The sequence below is a fragment of the Micromonospora sp. RB23 genome (assembly GCF_053585025.1).
The window spans coordinates 3,644,047-3,660,596 of sequence record NZ_CM132111.1 but is presented as its reverse complement, the minus strand read 5'-3'; the positions used below and the strand labels follow the sequence as shown (position 1 = coordinate 3,660,596).

At 71.8% G+C, this 16,550-nt stretch carries 21 protein-coding genes; 9 read left to right on the top strand and 12 right to left on the bottom strand.

Annotation, left to right across the window (positions count from 1 at the left end):
* Nucleotides 1-98: 98 nt before the first annotated feature.
* The gene (locus ACTFTM_RS16975) at nt 99-470 is read right to left on the bottom strand and encodes an MmcQ/YjbR family DNA-binding protein (RefSeq protein WP_449561444.1); all 372 of its coding nucleotides are present in this window, start codon (nt 468-470) and stop codon (nt 99-101) included.
* A gap of 63 nt (nt 471-533) precedes the next feature.
* Nucleotides 534-1,253 (bottom strand): DUF1223 domain-containing protein, encoded by a 720-nt coding sequence (locus ACTFTM_RS16970; RefSeq protein WP_449561443.1) that lies wholly within the window; start codon nt 1,251-1,253, stop codon nt 534-536.
* A 223-nt stretch (nt 1,254-1,476) separates the two neighbouring features.
* Here ACTFTM_RS16970 and ACTFTM_RS16965 point away from each other — a divergent pair, with 223 nt between their 5' ends.
* The 3 genes from ACTFTM_RS16965 to ACTFTM_RS16955 all read left to right on the top strand — a co-directional run bounded on the left by ACTFTM_RS16965 (nt 1,477) and on the right by ACTFTM_RS16955 (nt 3,484).
* Entirely contained in the window at nt 1,477-2,649 is a 1,173-nt protein-coding gene (locus tag ACTFTM_RS16965) for a lactonase family protein (RefSeq protein WP_449561442.1), read from the top strand.
* A gap of 179 nt (nt 2,650-2,828) precedes the next feature.
* On the top strand, nt 2,829-3,098 hold the full coding sequence (locus tag ACTFTM_RS16960) for a GlsB/YeaQ/YmgE family stress response membrane protein (RefSeq protein WP_355051144.1): 270 nt from the start codon (nt 2,829-2,831) through the stop codon (nt 3,096-3,098).
* An 83-nt stretch (nt 3,099-3,181) separates the two neighbouring features.
* The gene (locus tag ACTFTM_RS16955; RefSeq protein ID WP_396798224.1) at nt 3,182-3,484 is read left to right on the top strand and encodes a GNAT family N-acetyltransferase; all 303 of its coding nucleotides are present in this window, start codon (nt 3,182-3,184) and stop codon (nt 3,482-3,484) included.
* An 8-nt stretch (nt 3,485-3,492) separates the two neighbouring features.
* Here ACTFTM_RS16955 and ACTFTM_RS16950 read toward each other — a convergent pair whose 3' ends face one another.
* The 3 genes from ACTFTM_RS16950 to ACTFTM_RS16940 are packed head-to-tail and all read right to left on the bottom strand — an operon-like array spanning nt 3,493 to nt 4,743.
* Nucleotides 3,493-3,936 (bottom strand): SRPBCC family protein, encoded by a 444-nt coding sequence (locus tag ACTFTM_RS16950; protein WP_449561441.1) that lies wholly within the window; start codon nt 3,934-3,936, stop codon nt 3,493-3,495.
* Between the two features lies 1 nt (nt 3,937).
* A complete protein-coding gene (locus tag ACTFTM_RS16945) occupies nt 3,938-4,288 on the bottom strand; it encodes an ArsR/SmtB family transcription factor (RefSeq protein ID WP_449561440.1) in 351 nt (116 codons plus the stop codon).
* A complete protein-coding gene (locus ACTFTM_RS16940; RefSeq protein WP_449561439.1) occupies nt 4,285-4,743 on the bottom strand; it encodes an SRPBCC domain-containing protein in 459 nt (152 codons plus the stop codon). The genes ACTFTM_RS16945 and ACTFTM_RS16940 overlap by 4 nt, the downstream gene beginning before the upstream one ends.
* 194 nt (nt 4,744-4,937) lie before the next feature.
* Between ACTFTM_RS16940 and ACTFTM_RS16935 the strand changes: the two genes are divergently transcribed.
* Entirely contained in the window at nt 4,938-5,654 is a 717-nt protein-coding gene (locus ACTFTM_RS16935; RefSeq protein ID WP_449561438.1) for an isocitrate lyase/PEP mutase family protein, read from the top strand.
* A gap of 32 nt (nt 5,655-5,686) precedes the next feature.
* Here the strand turns inward: ACTFTM_RS16935 and ACTFTM_RS16930 are convergent, their stop codons facing one another.
* From ACTFTM_RS16930 to ACTFTM_RS16910, 5 genes are all read right to left on the bottom strand, one after another.
* Entirely contained in the window at nt 5,687-6,547 is an 861-nt protein-coding gene (locus ACTFTM_RS16930; RefSeq protein ID WP_449561437.1) for a class I SAM-dependent methyltransferase, read from the bottom strand.
* Between the two features lie 120 nt (nt 6,548-6,667).
* Nucleotides 6,668-7,402, bottom strand: a complete 735-nt coding sequence (locus ACTFTM_RS16925) for a DUF1963 domain-containing protein (RefSeq protein ID WP_449561436.1) — start codon at nt 7,400-7,402, stop codon at nt 6,668-6,670.
* A gap of 84 nt (nt 7,403-7,486) precedes the next feature.
* Complete coding sequence (locus ACTFTM_RS16920; protein WP_449561435.1) at nt 7,487-8,416, bottom strand: 5'-3' exonuclease; 930 nt, start codon at nt 8,414-8,416, stop codon at nt 7,487-7,489.
* 59 nt (nt 8,417-8,475) lie between these two features.
* Nucleotides 8,476-8,691, bottom strand: a complete 216-nt coding sequence (locus ACTFTM_RS16915; RefSeq protein ID WP_449561434.1) for a hypothetical protein — start codon at nt 8,689-8,691, stop codon at nt 8,476-8,478.
* Nucleotides 8,692-8,959: 268 nt separating this feature from the next.
* Entirely contained in the window at nt 8,960-10,216 is a 1,257-nt protein-coding gene (locus ACTFTM_RS16910) for an MFS transporter (protein ID WP_449561433.1), read from the bottom strand.
* A gap of 98 nt (nt 10,217-10,314) precedes the next feature.
* Between ACTFTM_RS16910 and ACTFTM_RS16905 the strand changes: the two genes are divergently transcribed.
* On the top strand, nt 10,315-11,202 hold the full coding sequence (locus tag ACTFTM_RS16905; protein WP_449561432.1) for a winged helix-turn-helix transcriptional regulator: 888 nt from the start codon (nt 10,315-10,317) through the stop codon (nt 11,200-11,202).
* A 39-nt stretch (nt 11,203-11,241) separates the two neighbouring features.
* On the opposite strand, the gene ACTFTM_RS16900 is transcribed toward ACTFTM_RS16905, so the two are convergent.
* The gene (locus ACTFTM_RS16900) at nt 11,242-12,612 is read right to left on the bottom strand and encodes a glycosyl hydrolase family 18 protein (protein ID WP_449561431.1); all 1,371 of its coding nucleotides are present in this window, start codon (nt 12,610-12,612) and stop codon (nt 11,242-11,244) included.
* 204 nt (nt 12,613-12,816) lie between these two features.
* On the opposite strand from ACTFTM_RS16900, the gene ACTFTM_RS16895 reads away from it, so the two are divergent.
* The 3 genes from ACTFTM_RS16895 to ACTFTM_RS16885 are packed head-to-tail and all read left to right on the top strand — an operon-like array spanning nt 12,817 to nt 15,632.
* Nucleotides 12,817-13,926, top strand: coding sequence for a M24 family metallopeptidase (locus tag ACTFTM_RS16895; protein WP_449561430.1), 1,110 nt, complete (start codon nt 12,817-12,819; stop codon nt 13,924-13,926).
* Nucleotides 13,923-15,065: an acyl-CoA dehydrogenase family protein gene (locus ACTFTM_RS16890; RefSeq protein WP_449561429.1), complete on the top strand. Its 1,143-nt coding sequence runs from the start codon at nt 13,923-13,925 to the stop codon at nt 15,063-15,065. Before ACTFTM_RS16895 ends, ACTFTM_RS16890 begins: the two co-directional genes overlap by 4 nt.
* Before the next feature lie 60 nt (nt 15,066-15,125).
* The gene (locus ACTFTM_RS16885; RefSeq protein ID WP_355051132.1) at nt 15,126-15,632 is read left to right on the top strand and encodes an Lrp/AsnC family transcriptional regulator; all 507 of its coding nucleotides are present in this window, start codon (nt 15,126-15,128) and stop codon (nt 15,630-15,632) included.
* Here ACTFTM_RS16885 and ACTFTM_RS16880 read toward each other — a convergent pair.
* Complete coding sequence (locus tag ACTFTM_RS16880) at nt 15,562-16,173, bottom strand: histidine phosphatase family protein (protein WP_449561428.1); 612 nt, start codon at nt 16,171-16,173, stop codon at nt 15,562-15,564. The genes ACTFTM_RS16885 and ACTFTM_RS16880 overlap by 71 nt on opposite strands.
* 156 nt (nt 16,174-16,329) lie before the next feature.
* On the opposite strand from ACTFTM_RS16880, the gene ACTFTM_RS16875 reads away from it, so the two are divergent.
* Complete coding sequence (locus ACTFTM_RS16875; RefSeq protein ID WP_425729601.1) at nt 16,330-16,524, top strand: CsbD family protein; 195 nt, start codon at nt 16,330-16,332, stop codon at nt 16,522-16,524.
* The last annotated feature ends 26 nt before the right edge of the window (nt 16,525-16,550 follow it).

Sequence of the window (16,550 nt, the reverse complement as noted above, 5' to 3'; positions counted from 1 at the left end):
AGAGCGCTCTCTCAGACGGCACGGTAATCGACTGTCGAGATCCCCGTCAATGTGTCGCTCCGGTTGCGTGCTGATGTCGCGAACTGATCGCGGGGTGACTAGCCGACCTCGTCCAGCTCGGCGTGCAGCGCTTCCGGCGCGCGCATGCGCCACGCGTCGGTCACCAGCTCGGTGAGCCGGTCGACGTCGACCGCCGCCAGGCGCAGCAGCACCAGCGGCAGGCCGTCGTAGCCGGGCGTGGTGAAGAAGATGCCGGGTTCGCCGAGCAGCAGGGCCTGCTTCTCGGCCTCGTCCCCGACGAACAGCACCGCGATGTCGCGGCGGATCACCCGTGGCCGGCCCGGGGTGCGCTCCGGATAGGACCACACGAAACCCTTGTCGGCCACCCGGAAGTCGAAGCCCTCGCTGTCGATCTCGACCGTGTGGGGCAGGGCCAGGGCCAGGCGGCGGACGTCCTCGGCGTCAGCCACCGGGACCCCGCATGTCGCGCGCCATCCGCATCAGCCGAGAGTACGCACCGGGACCGACAGGGCTCAGCCGGACAGGTCGACGGCCGACGCGCCCACGACCACCCGGTCGGTCTCGCGCTGGACGTAACCGATCACCGTGGCCCGGCCCGGGTCGAGGTCCGGCGGCACGGCCAGCTCCACCCGGCCCCGCTCGCCGTGCAGCGGTGCCGACGCGAAGGCGCGTACGACGTTGTCCTGTCGCAACGTCCGACCGGCGTTCTCGCCACGGGCGATCGCGCTGTCCAGGCCGCGCTGCACGATCGCCACGTTCACCACCGCGCGCTGCGGCGGCCGTTCGACCCGGTAGTCCAGGACCAGCGGCGTGCCGCCTCCACCGACCTGTGTGACCGACAGCGTGAGGGGCGCGGCGGCGGCCGACGCCAGGGCGGACGCGATGGCGCTCGCCGCCCGGCCACGGTCGGACCCGACGAACTCCACGGTCCCGTTGACGATCATCTGCGGGGTGTAGAGACGTCCGGAGCCGAAGGCGCGGGCGTACGCCTCCTGCCGCGCGGTGTGTGCCGCGTCCGCGAACTGGTCGGGCCACCCCAGGTCGTCCCAGTAGTCGACGTGGAAGCCGAGGGCGAAGACGGGCTCCCCGCGCGTACGGGCGTCGCGCTCGATCTCGGTCAGCAACTCCTCGGCCGGCGGGCAGCTGTTGCAGCCCTGGGAGGTGAACAACTCGACGACGGCGACACCGCCGTCGGTCGCCGTCGACGGGTGATCCGGTGCGGGTTTCGTCATCACCTCTCCTCCCCGAGACCTGCTGGCCGCTCTGCGATTCCCGTTACCGCGCCGACAACGCCTGGCCAGCGAGGCGGTCACGGCCCCTGGTAGCACAAATCCGCCGTTAGGCACGGCGATGCCACTTACGGGTAACCAGCCGCTAAGCGGGATCTTCCTCCGATAGCTTGCCAATGAGAGAAAAACTCTCATTCGTCATGAGTTGCGGCTAAGGAGATCAGTGATGAAGCGCAGCGTAGCGCTAGCGGCGGCCCTCCTGGTGGGTCTGACCAGCGCCGGAACACTTCCCGGTGCCGCCTTCGCGGACGGCGGGCCGGCGGGTGGCCACGACGACCGCGGCGGACGCGGACACCATCGGGGCAGCGAGGGCGCGGTCTTCGTCCAGACCAACAAGGCCGAGGGCAACACCATCAAGGTGTACGACCGGGACGAGGACGGCCAGCTCAGCAAGGCGGGGGAGTACGAGACCGGCGGCCTCGGCGGCTTCACGATCGGCGCGCCGGTCGACGCGCTGGCGTCGCAGGGTTCGCTGATCTACCACCGGGGGCTGCTCTTCGCCGTGAACGCCGGCAGCAACACCGTCACCGTCTTCGACGTCGACGGCACCCGGCTGCACAAGCGGCAGGTGATCTGGTCCGGAGGTCTGCTCCCGGTCAGCGTCACGGTCCGCGACAACCTCGTCTACGTGCTCAACGCCGGTGGCGAAGGCTCGGTACAGGGCTTCGAGCTGCACAAGGGGCGTCTGTCGCCGATCCACGGCGCCAACCGGTCGCTCGGCCTGCACAACGGCAACCCGCCCGCGTTCATGACCGCACCGGCGCAGATCAAGATCGATCCGGAGCGCGAGTTCGTCCTGGTGTCGACCAAGGCGGCGAACGTCATGTTCAGCTACGAGATCGGTCGCCACGGCGAACTGTCCCGCCACCCGGTCATCAGTGACGCCGGGTCCGCGCCGTTCGGCTTCACCTTCGACACCGAGGACTCGGTGCTGGTGACCGAGTCGGGCAGCAACGAGGTCGGCCGGTTCGACCTCGACGAGGACGGCGCCCTCGACCAGGTCGGGCCCTCGGTGCCGAACGGCCAGCAGGCGCCCTGCTGGATCCAGCGGGTCGGCGACTACTTCTACGTCGCGAACGCCGGCAGCTCGACGATCAGCGCCTACCGGGTCGACGACGACGGCAAGCTCGAACTCGTCCACGCCGTTGCCGCCGACACCGGCGGCGGGGCGATCGACATGACCACCAGCGACGGTTTCCTGTACGTCCAGAACGCCGCCGCCGGCAACGTGCAGGGCTACGAGGTGAACGACGACGGTTCCCTTCGTCTCGTCACCACCGTCGAGGGCCTGCCGAAGTTCACCGACGGCATCGGCATGGAGGGCATCGCCGCCTCCTGACGATCGACGCGCCGCTGGTCCCGGTCGCTTCCGGCCGGGACCAGCGCGTGTCCGCCTCCGGTCCGGATATGACAACTGTGTGACAAATCAGCCGGTGGGCCGATTACCGGTTTCGGCGGGGCCGGGCCTGGGGCAACCAGACGTCGCTGACGACAACACATTCGGAAGGGACGGCCCCCGTGGAAATCCAGGGCTTCTTCACCGCGATCATCATCGGCCTGGTCATTGGCGCCCTCGGTCGCCTCGTGGTTCCCGGCAAGCAGAACATCTCGATCGTGCTCACCCTCGCGATCGGCGTGCTCGCCGCGATCCTCGGCACGCTCGTCGCCGGCGCCCTCGGCGTCGACGACACCGCCGGCATCGACTGGATCGAGCTGCTCCTGCAGGTCGTGTTCGCCGCGATCGGTGTGGCCGGCGCCGCCGCCGTGCTGGGCCGGCGACGCCCCTGACGTCCCCTTCTTCCGGGGCCCATCTGCCCCCACGCGCCCGTGGCGACGACCGGTCGCCACGGGCGCTGTGCTTGGATGATCCGGTGCAGTTCACCGTGACAGACGTGCCCGCGCGGGAGCGGTTCGAGGCGCGCGACGAGACGGGCGCAGTCGCCGGCATCGTCACCTACCAGCTGACCGGCGCCATCATCGCCTACACCCACACCGAGGTCGATCCGGCGTACGAGGGCCGGGGCGTCGGCTCGACCCTGGCGCGCGCCGTCATGGACGACGCGCGCGCCAAGGGCCGCAGCGTGGTGCCGATCTGCCCGTTCCTCGCGGAATGGTTGGTCAAGCACCCCGAGTACGAGGACATCGTCGTACGGTCCACCCGCAAGGTGAAGTGACGCCGCGCTCAGTGCCAGTCGCTGATCGGCACGTCGTCCGGCGCGGGCCTGCCGCGTCCGGTCTCCACCAGCTCCTTCAGACTCATCAGGAACGTCGCCCACTTGGTGCTGCAGTGGTGCATGAACTCGCCCGGCTCACGCCAGCCCTCGTGGGCGAACAGCACGATCGTGTGGTCGCCGCGCTGGTCGAGGTGCCAGTCGACCTCGGTGCCGACCCATTCCTCGGGCCCCTCGGTGACCCGCCAGCGGACGTGGCCGCGGGGGTCCAGCTCAAGAACCCGCATGTCGAAGCCACCGACGTCGCCGAACCGGAAGGCCAGCTGCCCGCCGACCTCGCTCGTGCCGACCGTGTCGGTCGTCCACCAGCCGGCGAGTCCCTCCGGGGTGGCCACCGCGCGGTAGACGTCGTCGAGCGGGGCGACCACGCCGACGCGGTGCAAGATGTCGACCATCTCATTCTCCCTGGTTGTCGGTGCGGTGACGTTCGATCGTCTCGGCGATCCGCCTGATCCGGCGGAGTCGGGCGTCCCAGGTCGCGCCGACAGCGGTCAGTTGGGCGACCGCTCGGGCCAGTTGCGCCTCGTCGACCTGGTAGTGCCGCTCCCGGCCGGCGGGAGCGGAGTGGATCAGGCCCACCCGGTCCAGGACGGCCAGGTGCTTCGAGACGGCCTGGCGGGTGACGGGAAGTCGCTCGCTCAGTGACGTGGCGGTGCCGGGCCCGCCCGTGAGCAGCAGGTCGATCATGCTGCGCCGGATGGGATCGCCGATCGCCGACCAGAGGGCGTCGTCGACTGCCGTGCTCATGAGGTGGCGACCAGCCGGGCGACGTACGCGCCGAGGTTCGGGACGTAGTGGTTCCACCCGCTGACGTGGTCCTGGTACTGCTTCTCCAGCAGGGCCACCTCCCAGCCCATCTCGCGGAACCCGGTCTCCGTCATGCGGACACGGGTCCCCGTGGCGGTCGGAACGAGGTCGAAGGTGACCAGGAGCGACTGGCCGCCACGGTCCGGCTCGGTGAAGCACCACCGGAAGGAGAACCGCTTCGGCGGGTCCACGTCGACGACGGCCAGGTCGACGGTCGTCGTCGCGCCGGTCTCGGCGTCGCGCCACACCAGCTCGCCGGGCGCGCCCGGGACTGGTTCGAACCGGGCGTCGTCGGGCCACCACTCCCGTACGTGCTCCGGCTGGCTGATCACCTCGAAGACGACCTCGGGTGAGGCGTCGACGTCGATGTCGCGTTCGATGACTCCGTACTCCATGCGTACCACCCTTTCGCAACCTTTGGTTGCGTCACGGTACAACGGCGCGACGGCAAGGCGCAACCTTTTGTTGCGTGTCGGCTCGGCGCATGCGGGGCGGGCCCGGCCCGTGCGATGGCGGTACGGTCAGGACGGGTCGCCTGTCCGGCCCGCACCGTCGTCCCCTGACGTCCGTCCCCCGGGAGACCTGAACGATGACCGCCTCCGCTCTCCGCGCCCTGCACCACGACCGCCCGGCCGGCGACCCGCTCGTCCTGCCGAACGCCTGGGACGCGGGCAGCGCCCGGGTCTTCGCCGACGCCGGCTTCGCCGCGCTCGCCACGCCCAGCGCCGGAGTCGCGGCCTCCCTCGGCTACGAGGACGGCTCGACCCCGCCCGCCGAGATGTTCGCCGCGGTGGCGCGGATCGTGCGGGCCGTGTCCGTGCCGGTGTCCGCCGATGTCGAGGACGGCTACGGGCTGGCCCCCGCCGAGCTGGTCGAGCGGCTGCTGGAGGCCGGCGCCGTCGGCTGCAACCTGGAGGACTCCGAGGGACACGCCACGCTCAAGGACCCACAGCGGCACGCGGACTGGCTGGCCGAGGTGCGCGCGGCGGCCGGCGACGCGCTCGTCATCAACGCGCGCGTCGACACGTTCCTGTTCGGTACGGGCGACCCGGCCGACGCGATCGCCCGCGCGACGCTCTACGTGGCGGCCGGGGCCGACTGCGTGTACCCGTTGCGGGCGCCCCTCGAGGTGCTTCCGGCGCTGCGCGAGGGCATCACCGGCCCCATCAACATGGCCGCCGCGCCGAGTCGGGAGTCGGTGGCCGAGCTGGCCCGCAACGGCGCCACCCGCATCACGTTCGGCCCGGGCCTGCAGCGGTACGCGATGGGCGCGATCGGCGACCTGGCGGCGAACCTGCGCGCCTAGTGACCGTGACCACGAACGTTCACGGTCGGTGGTCAGGGCGCGGCGCGAACCGCCGAGACGAGCCCGCCCGCGCCCTCGTCCTGCTGCGGCGGGGTGCGCACAGGACGCCCGTAGGCCTCGGCGCGCTCACGCAGGGTGAAGGTCTCCGCCTCCCAGCCGAGGCCGTCCAGCCAGCCGACCGGGTCCTCCGGCATCTCCCAAACCCACATCGACGCTGCCGATCCCGAAACGGCATCCCCGCGGAAGCGTTCGACCACACCGCGCGAGCCCAGTGTGAGGCCCATCCTGCTGCCTGCGGCGGACAGCGCGCCGACCCGTTCGAGCAGCGACTCCACCGCGTCCTCGGGTAGATAAATCAGCAGTCCCTCGGCGATCCACACCGTCGGCTGCGCCGGATCGTGCCCGGCCGCGGCCAGGGCGGCGGGCCAGTCCTCGCGGAGGTCGACCGGGACGGTGATCCGCTCGCAGCGCGGAACGGCACGCTCCTGACGCAGCACCGCGGCCTTGAAGCCCAGCGGTTCGGCCGTGTCGACCTCGAACAACCTTGTACCCGCAGGCCAGTCCATCCGGAAGGCCCTGCTGTCCATCCCGGCCCCGAGCAGCACGACCTGCCGGACGCCGGACGCGACCGCCCGATCCAGCAGGTCGTCCAGAAACTTCGTCCGGATGACGATCGAGAAGGCCACACCGAGCCAGCGTCGCCGCGCCGCCTCGTCCGCGCGCGGGGGCGGCGGCGTCCCGGGGCCTCTCCCGCCGGCCGTGGCGAAGGCCAGCGCCAGCGGGTCCCGGAACAGCGGCTGCTCGCGTGCCGTCTCCATTGCCCGCACCCGGGCCACGCCCACGGCTGTGGCCCACACCCCGGACGGTTCGATCGGTCCCGCCGCATGAGTCATGCGTCCAGCCTAGCTAGGCGGCAAGTCACCCAATACCGCGAACGGTCGTGGTCACAGCACCAGGGGCGGTGCCCCGACACCGTCGCGCCGCCACACACGCCGCCGGGGCCCCTGACCGCGTCAGCCGTTGAAGTCCGTCATCAGCCAGATCCGGTCGAAGGCGCGCTCGGCCAGGTCCGCATGCTTGATCATGAAGTTGACGACGATCAGCGTCTCCCCGAACGCGTCACCCACCTGCCCCTCGTCCAGCCAGACGGTGGCCAGCACGGTGTGCTCGGTGGCGTCGACGATGGGGTTGTCCGCGCCGCCGGTGCTGGCGGCGCCGTAACCGCCGAGGGAGAACTGATAGTCGTTGCCCTCGAGGTACCACATCACCTCGCCGATCGTTTCCTCGACCTCGTCGTCCAGGCGAAGGTCGAACGGCGCCTCGCGCTCGTTCTCCGGAAGGCTCCAGCCGGTACGAGCGTGCAGCGGGACCGGATCGAAGACCGGCACCCCGGGGTTGGGGCGCTCGGTCACCGCAGCGCCGGCCGGCACGTGGACGACCCGGCAGGCGGTGGGCGTGAAGCGCGGCTCGACGAAGAACAGCAGCGACCCGTCGGCCGGCAGGTCGAGGTCGTGCCCGTGCGGGGAGATCGCGGCGAGGTCGAGTGTCAACACGAGACACTGCCCGGGCGGCCAATCCTCGCCCTGCGGCAGCGCCGCGAGACCGCCGAACCGACCGGCCAGCGGCAGGCCGTCGCCCTTCGGGACCAGCTCCGTCTGTGGTCGGGCCAGCCGCACCCAGCGCTCGATCTCGTCCGCCGGCATGCCCTTTTCCCGGGCTGCGCCCCGAAACTCCTGTCGTACGTCCATGGCCGGGCATTGTGCCGGAAAGATCCGTCAGGCATCGGGCCACGACCGCCACGCGGGTTCGACGTCGCGTCGGGTCGCGGGTCCTCAGGCGGCGTCGACGCGGGCGGCCAGGGCGTCCACGAGTCGACGGGCGGACCCGGCCAGGTTCCACCGACCGGCCAGGTCGAGCAGCCGCTCCGGGTCCACGGGGGCCGTCGGCAGCGCGGTGGGCAGCTCCGGCAGGGCCACGTCCAGGGCTACCCGGACCACCGTCGGCGCGACGGCCAGGTAGTCGCGGGCACCCGCCAACTTGGCGCGCAGACCCGGCGCGAAGGACGAGTCGGAGTCGTCCAGGGCGGCGAGGATGCCGTCGATGCTGCCGTACCGCTCGATCAGCCGCGCGGCGGTCTTCTCGCCGACACCCGGCACCCCGGGCAGCCCGTCGCTCGGGTCGCCACGCAGGGCGGCGAAGTCGGCGTACCGGTCCGCCGGCACGCCGTAGCGGGCGCGCACCGCCGCGTCGTCGCAGTCGTCGAGCTTGGCCACGCCGCGCCCGACGTAGAGCAGGCGTACGTCCCGGGAGTCGTCGATGAGCTGGAACAGGTCCCGGTCGCCGGAGACCACCTCGACCGGGCCGGGCTGGGTCACCGACAGCGTGCCGAGCACGTCGTCGGCCTCGTAGCCCTTCGCGCCGACGGCGGTGATGCCGACCGCGTCGAGGACCTCGAGGATCATCGGCACCTGGGGGGAGAGCGTGTCGGGGACGACCTCGCCGCCCTGCGGGGCCACCCGGTGCGCCTTGTACGACGGCAGCAGCTCGACCCGCCACGCCGGCCGCCAGTCGTAGTCGAGGGCGCACACCATCCGGTCGGCGCCGCGACCACGGATGAGCGTGGCGAGCATGTCGAGGAAGCCGCGTACCGCGTTGACGGGCGTGCCGTCCTCGGCGCGCGCGGCGGACTCCGGAATGCCGAAGTAGGCCCGGAAGTAGAGGCTGGGTGCGTCGATCAGCAGGATCGGGGATCGGTGTGCCACGCCCGACAGCCTGGCACAGCCCTGCGACGATCAGCGGTACGCCCGGCCGCCCGGCGGCGTCAGCGCCGATAGACGGTGTCGCGTCGGGCGAGGTGCTGCACGATGTAGCTGGTCACCAGCAGCAGGATTGCGACCACCACCTCGACCCAGGCGGCGACGCCGTCGGCCACGGTCAGGCCGATCACGAGCAGGACCAGGCCGACGAGGGCGAGGACTCCGGCCCACAGTTGCCGACGACGGCGGGTCGCCGCCCGGTTCGCGTCGTTCGATGTCACGTCGGCCCTCCCGGTCGGGGCCGCCCCTGCGGGCGTCCCCATCCCAGGCTATGGCCCCCGCCCCGGTCCTACCTGGAAAACCACCGTGCGCGCCGGCCGGGGGAGGGCGCAGACCGCCGGTGTGGCGTTCCTTCCCGGCCTGGTGCTGGCCCGCCGGTACCACGACGGCCGCTGGTGGGTGCCGTCGACCAGTACGTGCACAGCGTCGATGTGCTCGGCGACGCGACCCGGGCCCGCCGGGTGGCCGACGGCCTGTGGTCGGACGCGCTCACCGAGCAGTGGTGACGACCGGACGCCGGCTCTCGTCGTGGTCGGTGAGGTCGTGCAGGTGCCGGACGGGGGAGAGCAGCAGCACCAGGGGCGCGCCGATCAGGGTTGCCGCGAAGACGAACAGGGTGGCGCGCGCGCCGAGCGGGCCGGCCAGCGCGCCGGCGACCAGCCCACCGACCGGGATGGCGCCCCAGGAGACGAACCGCACGGTCGCCATCACCCGGGACAGCAGCTCGGGTGGGCTGGCGATCTGCCGGTACGTCCGGGTGGTCACGCTGAGCACGACCGTGCCGAGGGAGAAGACGATGCTGCCGGCGGCGAACGCGACGTACGCGGGCCAACCGGTGCCCCCGGGAATCAGGAACGCTCCGAGGACCGTCGTGAAGCCGGCGGCGACCAGCGCGCGGGCGCTGCCGAGCCGCAGGGTGATCCTGGTGGTGAGGGCCGCGCCGACCAGCGCGCCGACACCCTCGACGGCGAGCAGGACGCCGACCAGGCCCGCCGGCGCGTGCAGGTCGCGGACCAGGTAGAGCGGGTGCAGCGCGAACTGCGCGCCGCAGACGAAGTTCATGGCCGTCGCGGCCCACATGCTCGGGCCGATGACCGGATGGTGCGCGGCGTAGCGCCAGCCCTCGCGGATCAGCTCGCCGACCGGCGGCCAGTGCTCCGGCGCGTCGACGCGGCGCGCGGGCAGGGTTCGCAGCAACGCCGCCGAGACGAGGTAGCTGGCCGAGTCGACGAGCAGGGTGGGCACCGCGCCGAACGCCTGGACGGCGAGCCCACCGAGGGACGGGCCGCTGAGCAGGGTCGCGGCGTGGGTGGCCGAGGTGAGGCTGTTGCGCGACTGCAACCGCTCGCGCTCGACGATGCCGGGCAGGAAGGTCGAGTTGGCCACGTCGAACAGCACGTTGGCGAAGCTGACGACGAGCGCGGTGACCACCAGGTGGGTCACGGTGAGCTGCCCCCACCACCAGGCCAGTGGGATCGACGCGACGGCGAGGGCCCGGGCCACGTCCGCACCGACCTGGGCGCCGCGCAGCGGAAGGCGCTGCACGATCACACCGGCGGGTAGGCCGATCACGATCCAGGCGACGTAGCTGGCCGCGGCGATGAGGCCCATCTGCCAGGCGGAGGCGTCCAGGACGGTGAGCGCGGTCAGCGGCAGGGCCACCGCGCCGACCGCCGACCCGACCATGCTGGTCGTGCCGGCGGTCCACCAGCGCCAGAACACCCCGGCCCGTTCGTCGACGTGCATGTCGTCGGCCCCCGTTCGTCGCGCCGGATGTGTTCGGTCCGGAAGTGCGTTCCAAACTGGAACTGACTATAGTCAGGTCTGGACGGAGGGAGGAAGCGGTGCGACGGGAAGATCTCGCCGACGCGGACTGCGGCATCGCGCAGGCGCTCGGTGTGCTGGGGGACTGGTGGACGTTCCTCATCGTGCGCGACGTCGCCGGCGGCACGACCCGCTTCGACGCGCTCCAGCGCGAGCTGGGCGTCAGTCGACGGGCGTTGACCGAACGCCTGGCCGCGCTGGTGGAGCACGGCGTGCTGGAACGTCGCCCGTACTCCGCGCACCCGCCACGGCACGACTACCTGCTCACCGCGAGGGGCGAGGGACTGCTGCCGGTGCTGATCGCCCTACAGGACTGGGGAACGAGGCACCTGATGGGTGACGGGGAACTGACCGCGACCGCCGACGACGCCTCCGCCGAGGTGCGACGGGTGCAGCAGCTCGTCGGGCGGCGACTGCCCGATGTCGTCCTGCCCGGGCCGGACGGACGGCCGGTCCCGGTGGCCACACCGGACGCCTGGAGTGTCCTCTACCTCTTCCCCGGCGCGTACGCCCCGGGCCTGAACGCCTATCCGCCGGGGTGGTCCGACATTCCCGGCGCGCGGGGCTGCACCCTGGAGTCGACCACCTACGCCGACCGGCATCCGCGGTTCCGGGACCTGGGGGTGCGCGTGTACGGCGTCAGCACCCAACGGCCGGACCAGCTCGCCGACTTCACCGCGTACGCCGGGTTGCCGTTTCCGCTGCTGTCCGACCAGGACGGCCGGCTCGCCGCCGGTCTGCTGCTGCCCACCTTCCGGGCCGGCGGGGTGACCCGGTTCAAGCGACTGACGATGTTGGTGGATCCGACGTCGGTGGTGCGGGCGGTGCAGTTCCCGGTCACCGATCCGGCCGGTTCGGTCGACGAGATGCTGGCCCTGGCCCGCCACCACGCGACGATCCCCGGCTGACGCGCGGCGTCAACCGGGGATCGGGGCGTACGGGTCGGGTCAGGCCGGGAGCGTCCAGCGCTGGTTGGCGCCGGCGAAGCACTCCCAGATCTGCAGGCGGGTGCCGTCGGCCGAGGTGTTGTCGGTGACGTCGAGGCACTTGTTGGACTGCGGGTTGCGCAGCGTGCCGTTGGACTGCGCCTGCCACACCTGCGCGCCGCTGCCGTTGCAGTCGTACATCTGCACCTTCGCGCCGTTGGCCGTGGAGCCGCTGGTGATGTCGGCGCACTTGCCGAGGGCGCGCAGCGTGCCGTCGGTGGCCACGGTCCAGGTCTGCGCGGCGGTGCCGTTGCAGGTGTAGAGCTGGACGGCGGCGCCGTTGGCGGTGCTCGCGGCCGCCACGTCGACGCACTTGCCGCCGAGCCCGGTGATCCGGCCGGTACGGCCCGACGGCGGCGGGGTGGTGCCGCCCATGATGGTGTCGTACATGGCGCTGACCAGGGAGGTGGAGCCGGTGGTGTCCTGCGACAGCTCCCAGTTCATCACGCCGCCGGCGTTGGCCAGGGCCCACTGCGTCTTGCGCTTGACGGTCGGGATGCCGTTGTAGCACTGCTGCGCACCGCCTGCGGTGGTGCAGTCCCGGTTGGCGTTGGCCGGGTCCAGGGCGACGAGCGCCGAGTACGTGTAGTAGCCGGGGCGGCTGTAGAAGGGAATGCCGAGGACGGCCTTGCTGGCCGGCAGTCCGCGGTTCTTCCACAGGTTGATGCTGTTGATCGACCAGTCGTAGTTGGCGTGCGGGCTGCCGCCGTCGTACGCCATGATGTTGAGCCAGTCGACCTGGTTGAACACGGCGGTCGGCACGCCGTCGAGGTAGTACCCCTCGGAGACGACGGCTGCGGTGAGCAGCTTGCCCCGGCTGTGCATGGCGCTGCCGAGCTGGGTCATGACCTGGGTGTAGTTGTTCGCCGAGGCGCCCGGGTCGGGGTACTCCCAGTCCATGTCGACACCGTCGAGGTTGTACTGGTTGACGAGGTTGACCAGGTTGTTGACGAACGCGGTGCGGCTGCTGGAGTTGGCCGCGAGGGCCTCGAACGCCGAGTCGTTGCCGTCGTTCCAACCGCCGACGGCGATGGACACCTTGACGTTGTTGGCGTGCGCCTGGGAGACCAGCGAGGAGAGTTTGCTCGGGTTGTCCAGGGCGCGCAGGCTGCCGTCGTTGTTGGGCAGCACGAAGGCGTAGTTGATGTGGGTGAGCTTGTTGTACTGGATCGTGTTGACGTTGCCGGCCCACGAGGGCATGTAGCCCACGCTCTTGAAACCGTTGGGCAGCACCACGGCCTGCGCGGCGGTGGGTACGAGGGTGACGGTGGCGGCGGCGGTGGCCAGGGCGAGCAGACCGGCGCTGAGGGCGCGGCGCAGTGGTGAGGACATGGGGGCCTTCCCGTGGGCGGGGGACGACACCCGCCCACGCAGGGTTTCGTGGGCGGGAGGTGCGGGGGACGCAGGAACGGGTGGGCCTCGAGGCAGCCAAATCTTAAAGAGTGTTAACTGTCAGAGTCAATCAACGCCGGTGGATTTCCGTCGTGAGCCCCACGCGGCTTCTGGTGGTCCCCAAACGACCGTTAAGCTGACGGGGTGGGAACCGACGAGCTGTACCCGCCGGACCGGGTGGTCGCCGCGCAGCGCGCCACCGCCGCCGCCGGCCTGGACGCGCTGCTGCTCACCCCCGGCTCCGACCTGCGCTACCTGACCGGCTACGACGCCCACGCGGGGGAGCGGCTGACCTGCCTGGTGCTGCCCGCCGAGGGCGAGCCCACGCTCGTGGTGCCCCGACTGGAACGTCCCGCCGCCGAGGCGGCGGTCACCGCCGGTCTGCGCGTCGTCGACCACGCCGACGGCTCCGATCCGTACCCCCTGGTCGTCGCCGCCCTCGACGGCCCGGCGGCGGCGGTCGGACTGGCCGACCGGATGTGGGCCGAGCAGGTCCTCGCCCTGCGCGCGGCGCTGCCCCACGCCGCGCAGCGGCTCGCCGGGGAGGTGCTGCGCGAGCTGCGGATCCGCAAGTCCCCGGCGGAGGTGGCGGCGCTCGCCCAGGCCGGCGCGGCGATCGACGAGGTGCACCTGCGCATGGGCGAGTGGCTGCGGCCCGGGCGCACCGAGGTCGAGGTGGCCACCGACATCGCGGCGGCGATCCGCGCCGCCGGGCACGTCAGCGTCGACTTCGTCATCGTGGCCGCCGGCCCGAACGGGGCGAGCCCGCACCACGGCACCTCGGACCGGCCGATCGGCGTCGGCGAGCCGGTGGTGGTCGACATCGGCGGCACGATGCCGTCGGGCTACCGCTCGGACTGCACCCGCACCTACGTGGCGGGCGGGCCCGCGCCGGCCGAGTTCGGGGACTACTACGCGGTGCTGCACGCCGCCCAGCGCGCGGCGGTGGCGGCGGTCCGGCCCGGCATCACCGCGGCGGCGGCCGACGCGGCGGCCCGGGCGCCCATCACGGCCGCCGGATACGGTGACGCGTTCCTGCACCGCACCGGACACGGCATCGGCCTGGACGGTCACGAGGAGCCCTACCTGGTGGCCGGGAACGACCGGCCCCTGGAGGCCGGCATGGCGTTCTCCATCGAACCGGGCATCTACCTGGCGGGCCGGCACGGCGCCCGCATCGAGGACATCGTCGTCTGCACGACGGACGGCGTGCAGCGGCTCAACACCACCCCCACGGAGCTCATCGCGCTATGACTGTCGACCGGATCCTCCCCACCGACGAGGCCCACGACCTGCTGGACCTCGCCACCGAGCTGGCCGACCGCGAGCTGGCGCCCAAGGCCGCCGGCTTCGAGGAACGCGCCGAGTTCCCCCGCGAGGTGCTGCGGACGATCGGCCGCGCCGGCCTGCTCGGTCTGCCGTACGCCGAGGAGCACGGCGGCGCGGCGCAGCCGTACGAGGTGTACCTCCAGGTGTTGGAGATCCTGGCCAGCCGCTGGCTCGCGGTCGCCGAGGCGGTCAGCGTGCACACCCTGAGCTGCTACCCGGTTGCCGCGTTCGGCACCGACGAGCAGCGCAAGATGCTGCCGGACATGCTCGGCGGCGAACTGCTCGGCGCGTACTGCCTCTCCGAGCCGCAGGGTGGCTCGGACGCGGCGTCGCTGAGCACCCGGGCGGTCCGCGACGGCGACGTGTACGTCCTCTCCGGCACCAAGGCGTGGATCACCCACGCGCACAGCGCCGACTTCTACAACGTCTTCTGCCGCACCGGCGGTCCCGGCCCGAAGGGCATCTCCTGCCTGGTGGCCGACGCGGGCACCGCCGGCATCGCGCCGCAGGCGGCGGAGCGGACCATGGGGCTGCGCTCCTCACCGGTGGCGCAGATCGTCTTCGACGAGGCGCGGGTGCCCGCCGACCGGCTGGTGGGCGGCGAGGGGGCGGGTTTCACCATCGCGATGTCCGCGCTGGACTCGGGCCGGCTCGGCATCGCGGCCTGCGCGGTCGGGCTCGCCCAGGGGGCGCTGGACTACGCCGTCGGCTACGCGCGGGAGCGGCAGCAGTTCGGCCGGTCCATCATCGACTTCCAGGGCCTGGGCTTCCTGCTCGCCGACGCGGCCACCCAGATCTCCGCCGCCCGCGCGTTGACGCTCGCGGCGGCGCGGCTGCGCGACGCCGGACGGCCGTACTCGATCGAGGCGGCGAAGGCGAAGCTGTTCGCCACCGACGTGGCGATGCGGGTGACCACCGACGCCGTGCAGGTGCTCGGCGGGGCCGGCTACGTGGCCGACCACCCGGTGGAGCGGTACATGCGCGAGGCGAAGGTGCTGCAGATCGTGGAGGGCACCAACCAGATCCAGCGGTTGGTGATCTCCCGGGCGCTCGCGAACAGCTGAGAGGCGCAAGCGCAGGCTTCCTCGTCGCCGTCGCGCCGATTTCCCGGTAGGTTGCTCGCCGTGGAGGAGATCGACCGCGCCATCGTCGCCGCACTCACCGCCGACGGCCGTCTGTCGTACACCGACCTGGCCGAGAGGGTGGGGCTGTCGGTGTCCGCCGTGCACCAGCGGGTGCGCCGGCTGGAGCAACGCGGTGTCGTCAAGGGGTACGCGGCGCGGGTCTCCTTCGAGGCGCTGGACCTGCCGTTGACCGCGTTCGTGGCGATCCGGCCGTTCGACCCGTCGCAGCCGGACGACGCGCCGGAGCGGCTGGCTCACCTGCCCGAGATCGACTCGTGCTACTCGGTGGCGGGGGAGGACTTCTACCTGCTGTTGGTGCGGGTGGCCAGCCCGACGGACCTGGAGCGGGTGTTGCAGGAGATCCGTACCTCGGCGAACGTGACGACCCGGACGACGGTGGTGTTGTCCACGCCGTACGAGAACCGCCCGCCGAAGATCAGTGCCGGGGCGCCTGGTCGGTCGCGGTCCCGGGCGCCGGAGGAGCCGGCTGGTTCCACCGCAGGATGACCTGCCGGCCGTGCTCGTGACCGAGCGCGCTGACGGTGGCGGTGTCCAGGCGTAGTCGTCCTCCGGCCGACGGGGGCAGCCCGATCCAACGCGCGCCGAGCACCCGCAGGCTGTGCGCGTGGCCGACCAGGGCGACGGTGCCGCGGTCGAGCAGCGGGGTGACGCGGGCCAGCACGCGGTCGAGACGCTCGCCCACCTGGGCGGGTGACTCCCCGCCGGGGCAGCCGTCGGTCCAGATGTTCCAGTGCGGGTCGTCCTCGTGGATGTCGACGGTGGTACGCCCCTCGTACTCGCCGTAGTTCCACTCGCTGAGGTTCTCGTCGACGGCGTCGACGCTGAGCCCGGCGAGCTGCGCGGTGCGCAGCGCCCGGGAGCGGGGGCTGGCCAGCACGGTGGCGAAGCGCCGGCCGGCGAGGAACGCCGCGAGGGTGCGGGCCTGTCGCTCGCCGTCGGGGGTCAGCTCCAGGTCGGTGTACGAGGTGTGCCGCAGGCTGGCGCTCCAGGTGGTCTCGCCGTGCCGGATCAGCAGGAGCTCTCCCATGCGGCCAGTTAACCACCGTCGAGGTGTGGCCCGGGCCGCCCTCCCTCAACCTATCTTCCTAGGATGCCTTACCGGGTGTGCCGACCGGCACCGCCGGTTTCGGCACCCGGAGACCGGGCAAGCGAGCAACGACAACGGCCAGACCGAGGAGGCGCGATGAGCTTCACCGAAAAGGCGAAGAACAAGGTCGAGCAGATGGCCGGCGCCGCGAAGGAGCGGGTCGGCGACATGACCGACAACGAGTCGATGCGTGGCGACGGCGCGAGCCAGAAGGGCGACGCGCGCGCCAAGCAGGCCGGTCAGAACATGAAGGAAGCCGGCAGCAAGATCAAGGACGCTTTCAACAAGTGACCTGAGCGGTCGTGGGGTCCCCGGGG

Bases quoted from the DNA above. Each gene is read 5' to 3' on its own strand.
- ACTFTM_RS16970 (WP_449561443.1), bottom strand. From the start codon at position 1,253: ATGACGAAACCCGCACCGGATCACCCGTCGACGGCGACCGACGGCGGT.
- ACTFTM_RS16965 (WP_449561442.1), top strand. From the start codon at position 1,477: ATGAAGCGCAGCGTAGCGCTAGCGGCGGCCCTCCTGGTGGGTCTGACC.
- ACTFTM_RS16950 (WP_449561441.1), bottom strand. From the start codon at position 3,936: ATGGTCGACATCTTGCACCGCGTCGGCGTGGTCGCCCCGCTCGACGAC.
- ACTFTM_RS16945 (WP_449561440.1), bottom strand. From the start codon at position 4,288: ATGAGCACGGCAGTCGACGACGCCCTCTGGTCGGCGATCGGCGATCCC.
- ACTFTM_RS16940 (WP_449561439.1), bottom strand. From the start codon at position 4,743: ATGGAGTACGGAGTCATCGAACGCGACATCGACGTCGACGCCTCACCC.
- ACTFTM_RS16935 (WP_449561438.1), top strand. From the start codon at position 4,938: ATGACCGCCTCCGCTCTCCGCGCCCTGCACCACGACCGCCCGGCCGGC.
- ACTFTM_RS16930 (WP_449561437.1), bottom strand. From the start codon at position 6,547: ATGACTCATGCGGCGGGACCGATCGAACCGTCCGGGGTGTGGGCCACA.
- ACTFTM_RS16925 (WP_449561436.1), bottom strand. From the start codon at position 7,402: ATGGACGTACGACAGGAGTTTCGGGGCGCAGCCCGGGAAAAGGGCATG.
- ACTFTM_RS16910 (WP_449561433.1), bottom strand. From the start codon at position 10,216: ATGCACGTCGACGAACGGGCCGGGGTGTTCTGGCGCTGGTGGACCGCC.
- ACTFTM_RS16900 (WP_449561431.1), bottom strand. From the start codon at position 12,612: ATGTCCTCACCACTGCGCCGCGCCCTCAGCGCCGGTCTGCTCGCCCTG.
- ACTFTM_RS16890 (WP_449561429.1), top strand. From the start codon at position 13,923: ATGACTGTCGACCGGATCCTCCCCACCGACGAGGCCCACGACCTGCTG.
- ACTFTM_RS16880 (WP_449561428.1), bottom strand. From the start codon at position 16,173: ATGGGAGAGCTCCTGCTGATCCGGCACGGCGAGACCACCTGGAGCGCC.
- ACTFTM_RS16875 (WP_425729601.1), top strand. From the start codon at position 16,330: ATGAGCTTCACCGAAAAGGCGAAGAACAAGGTCGAGCAGATGGCCGGC.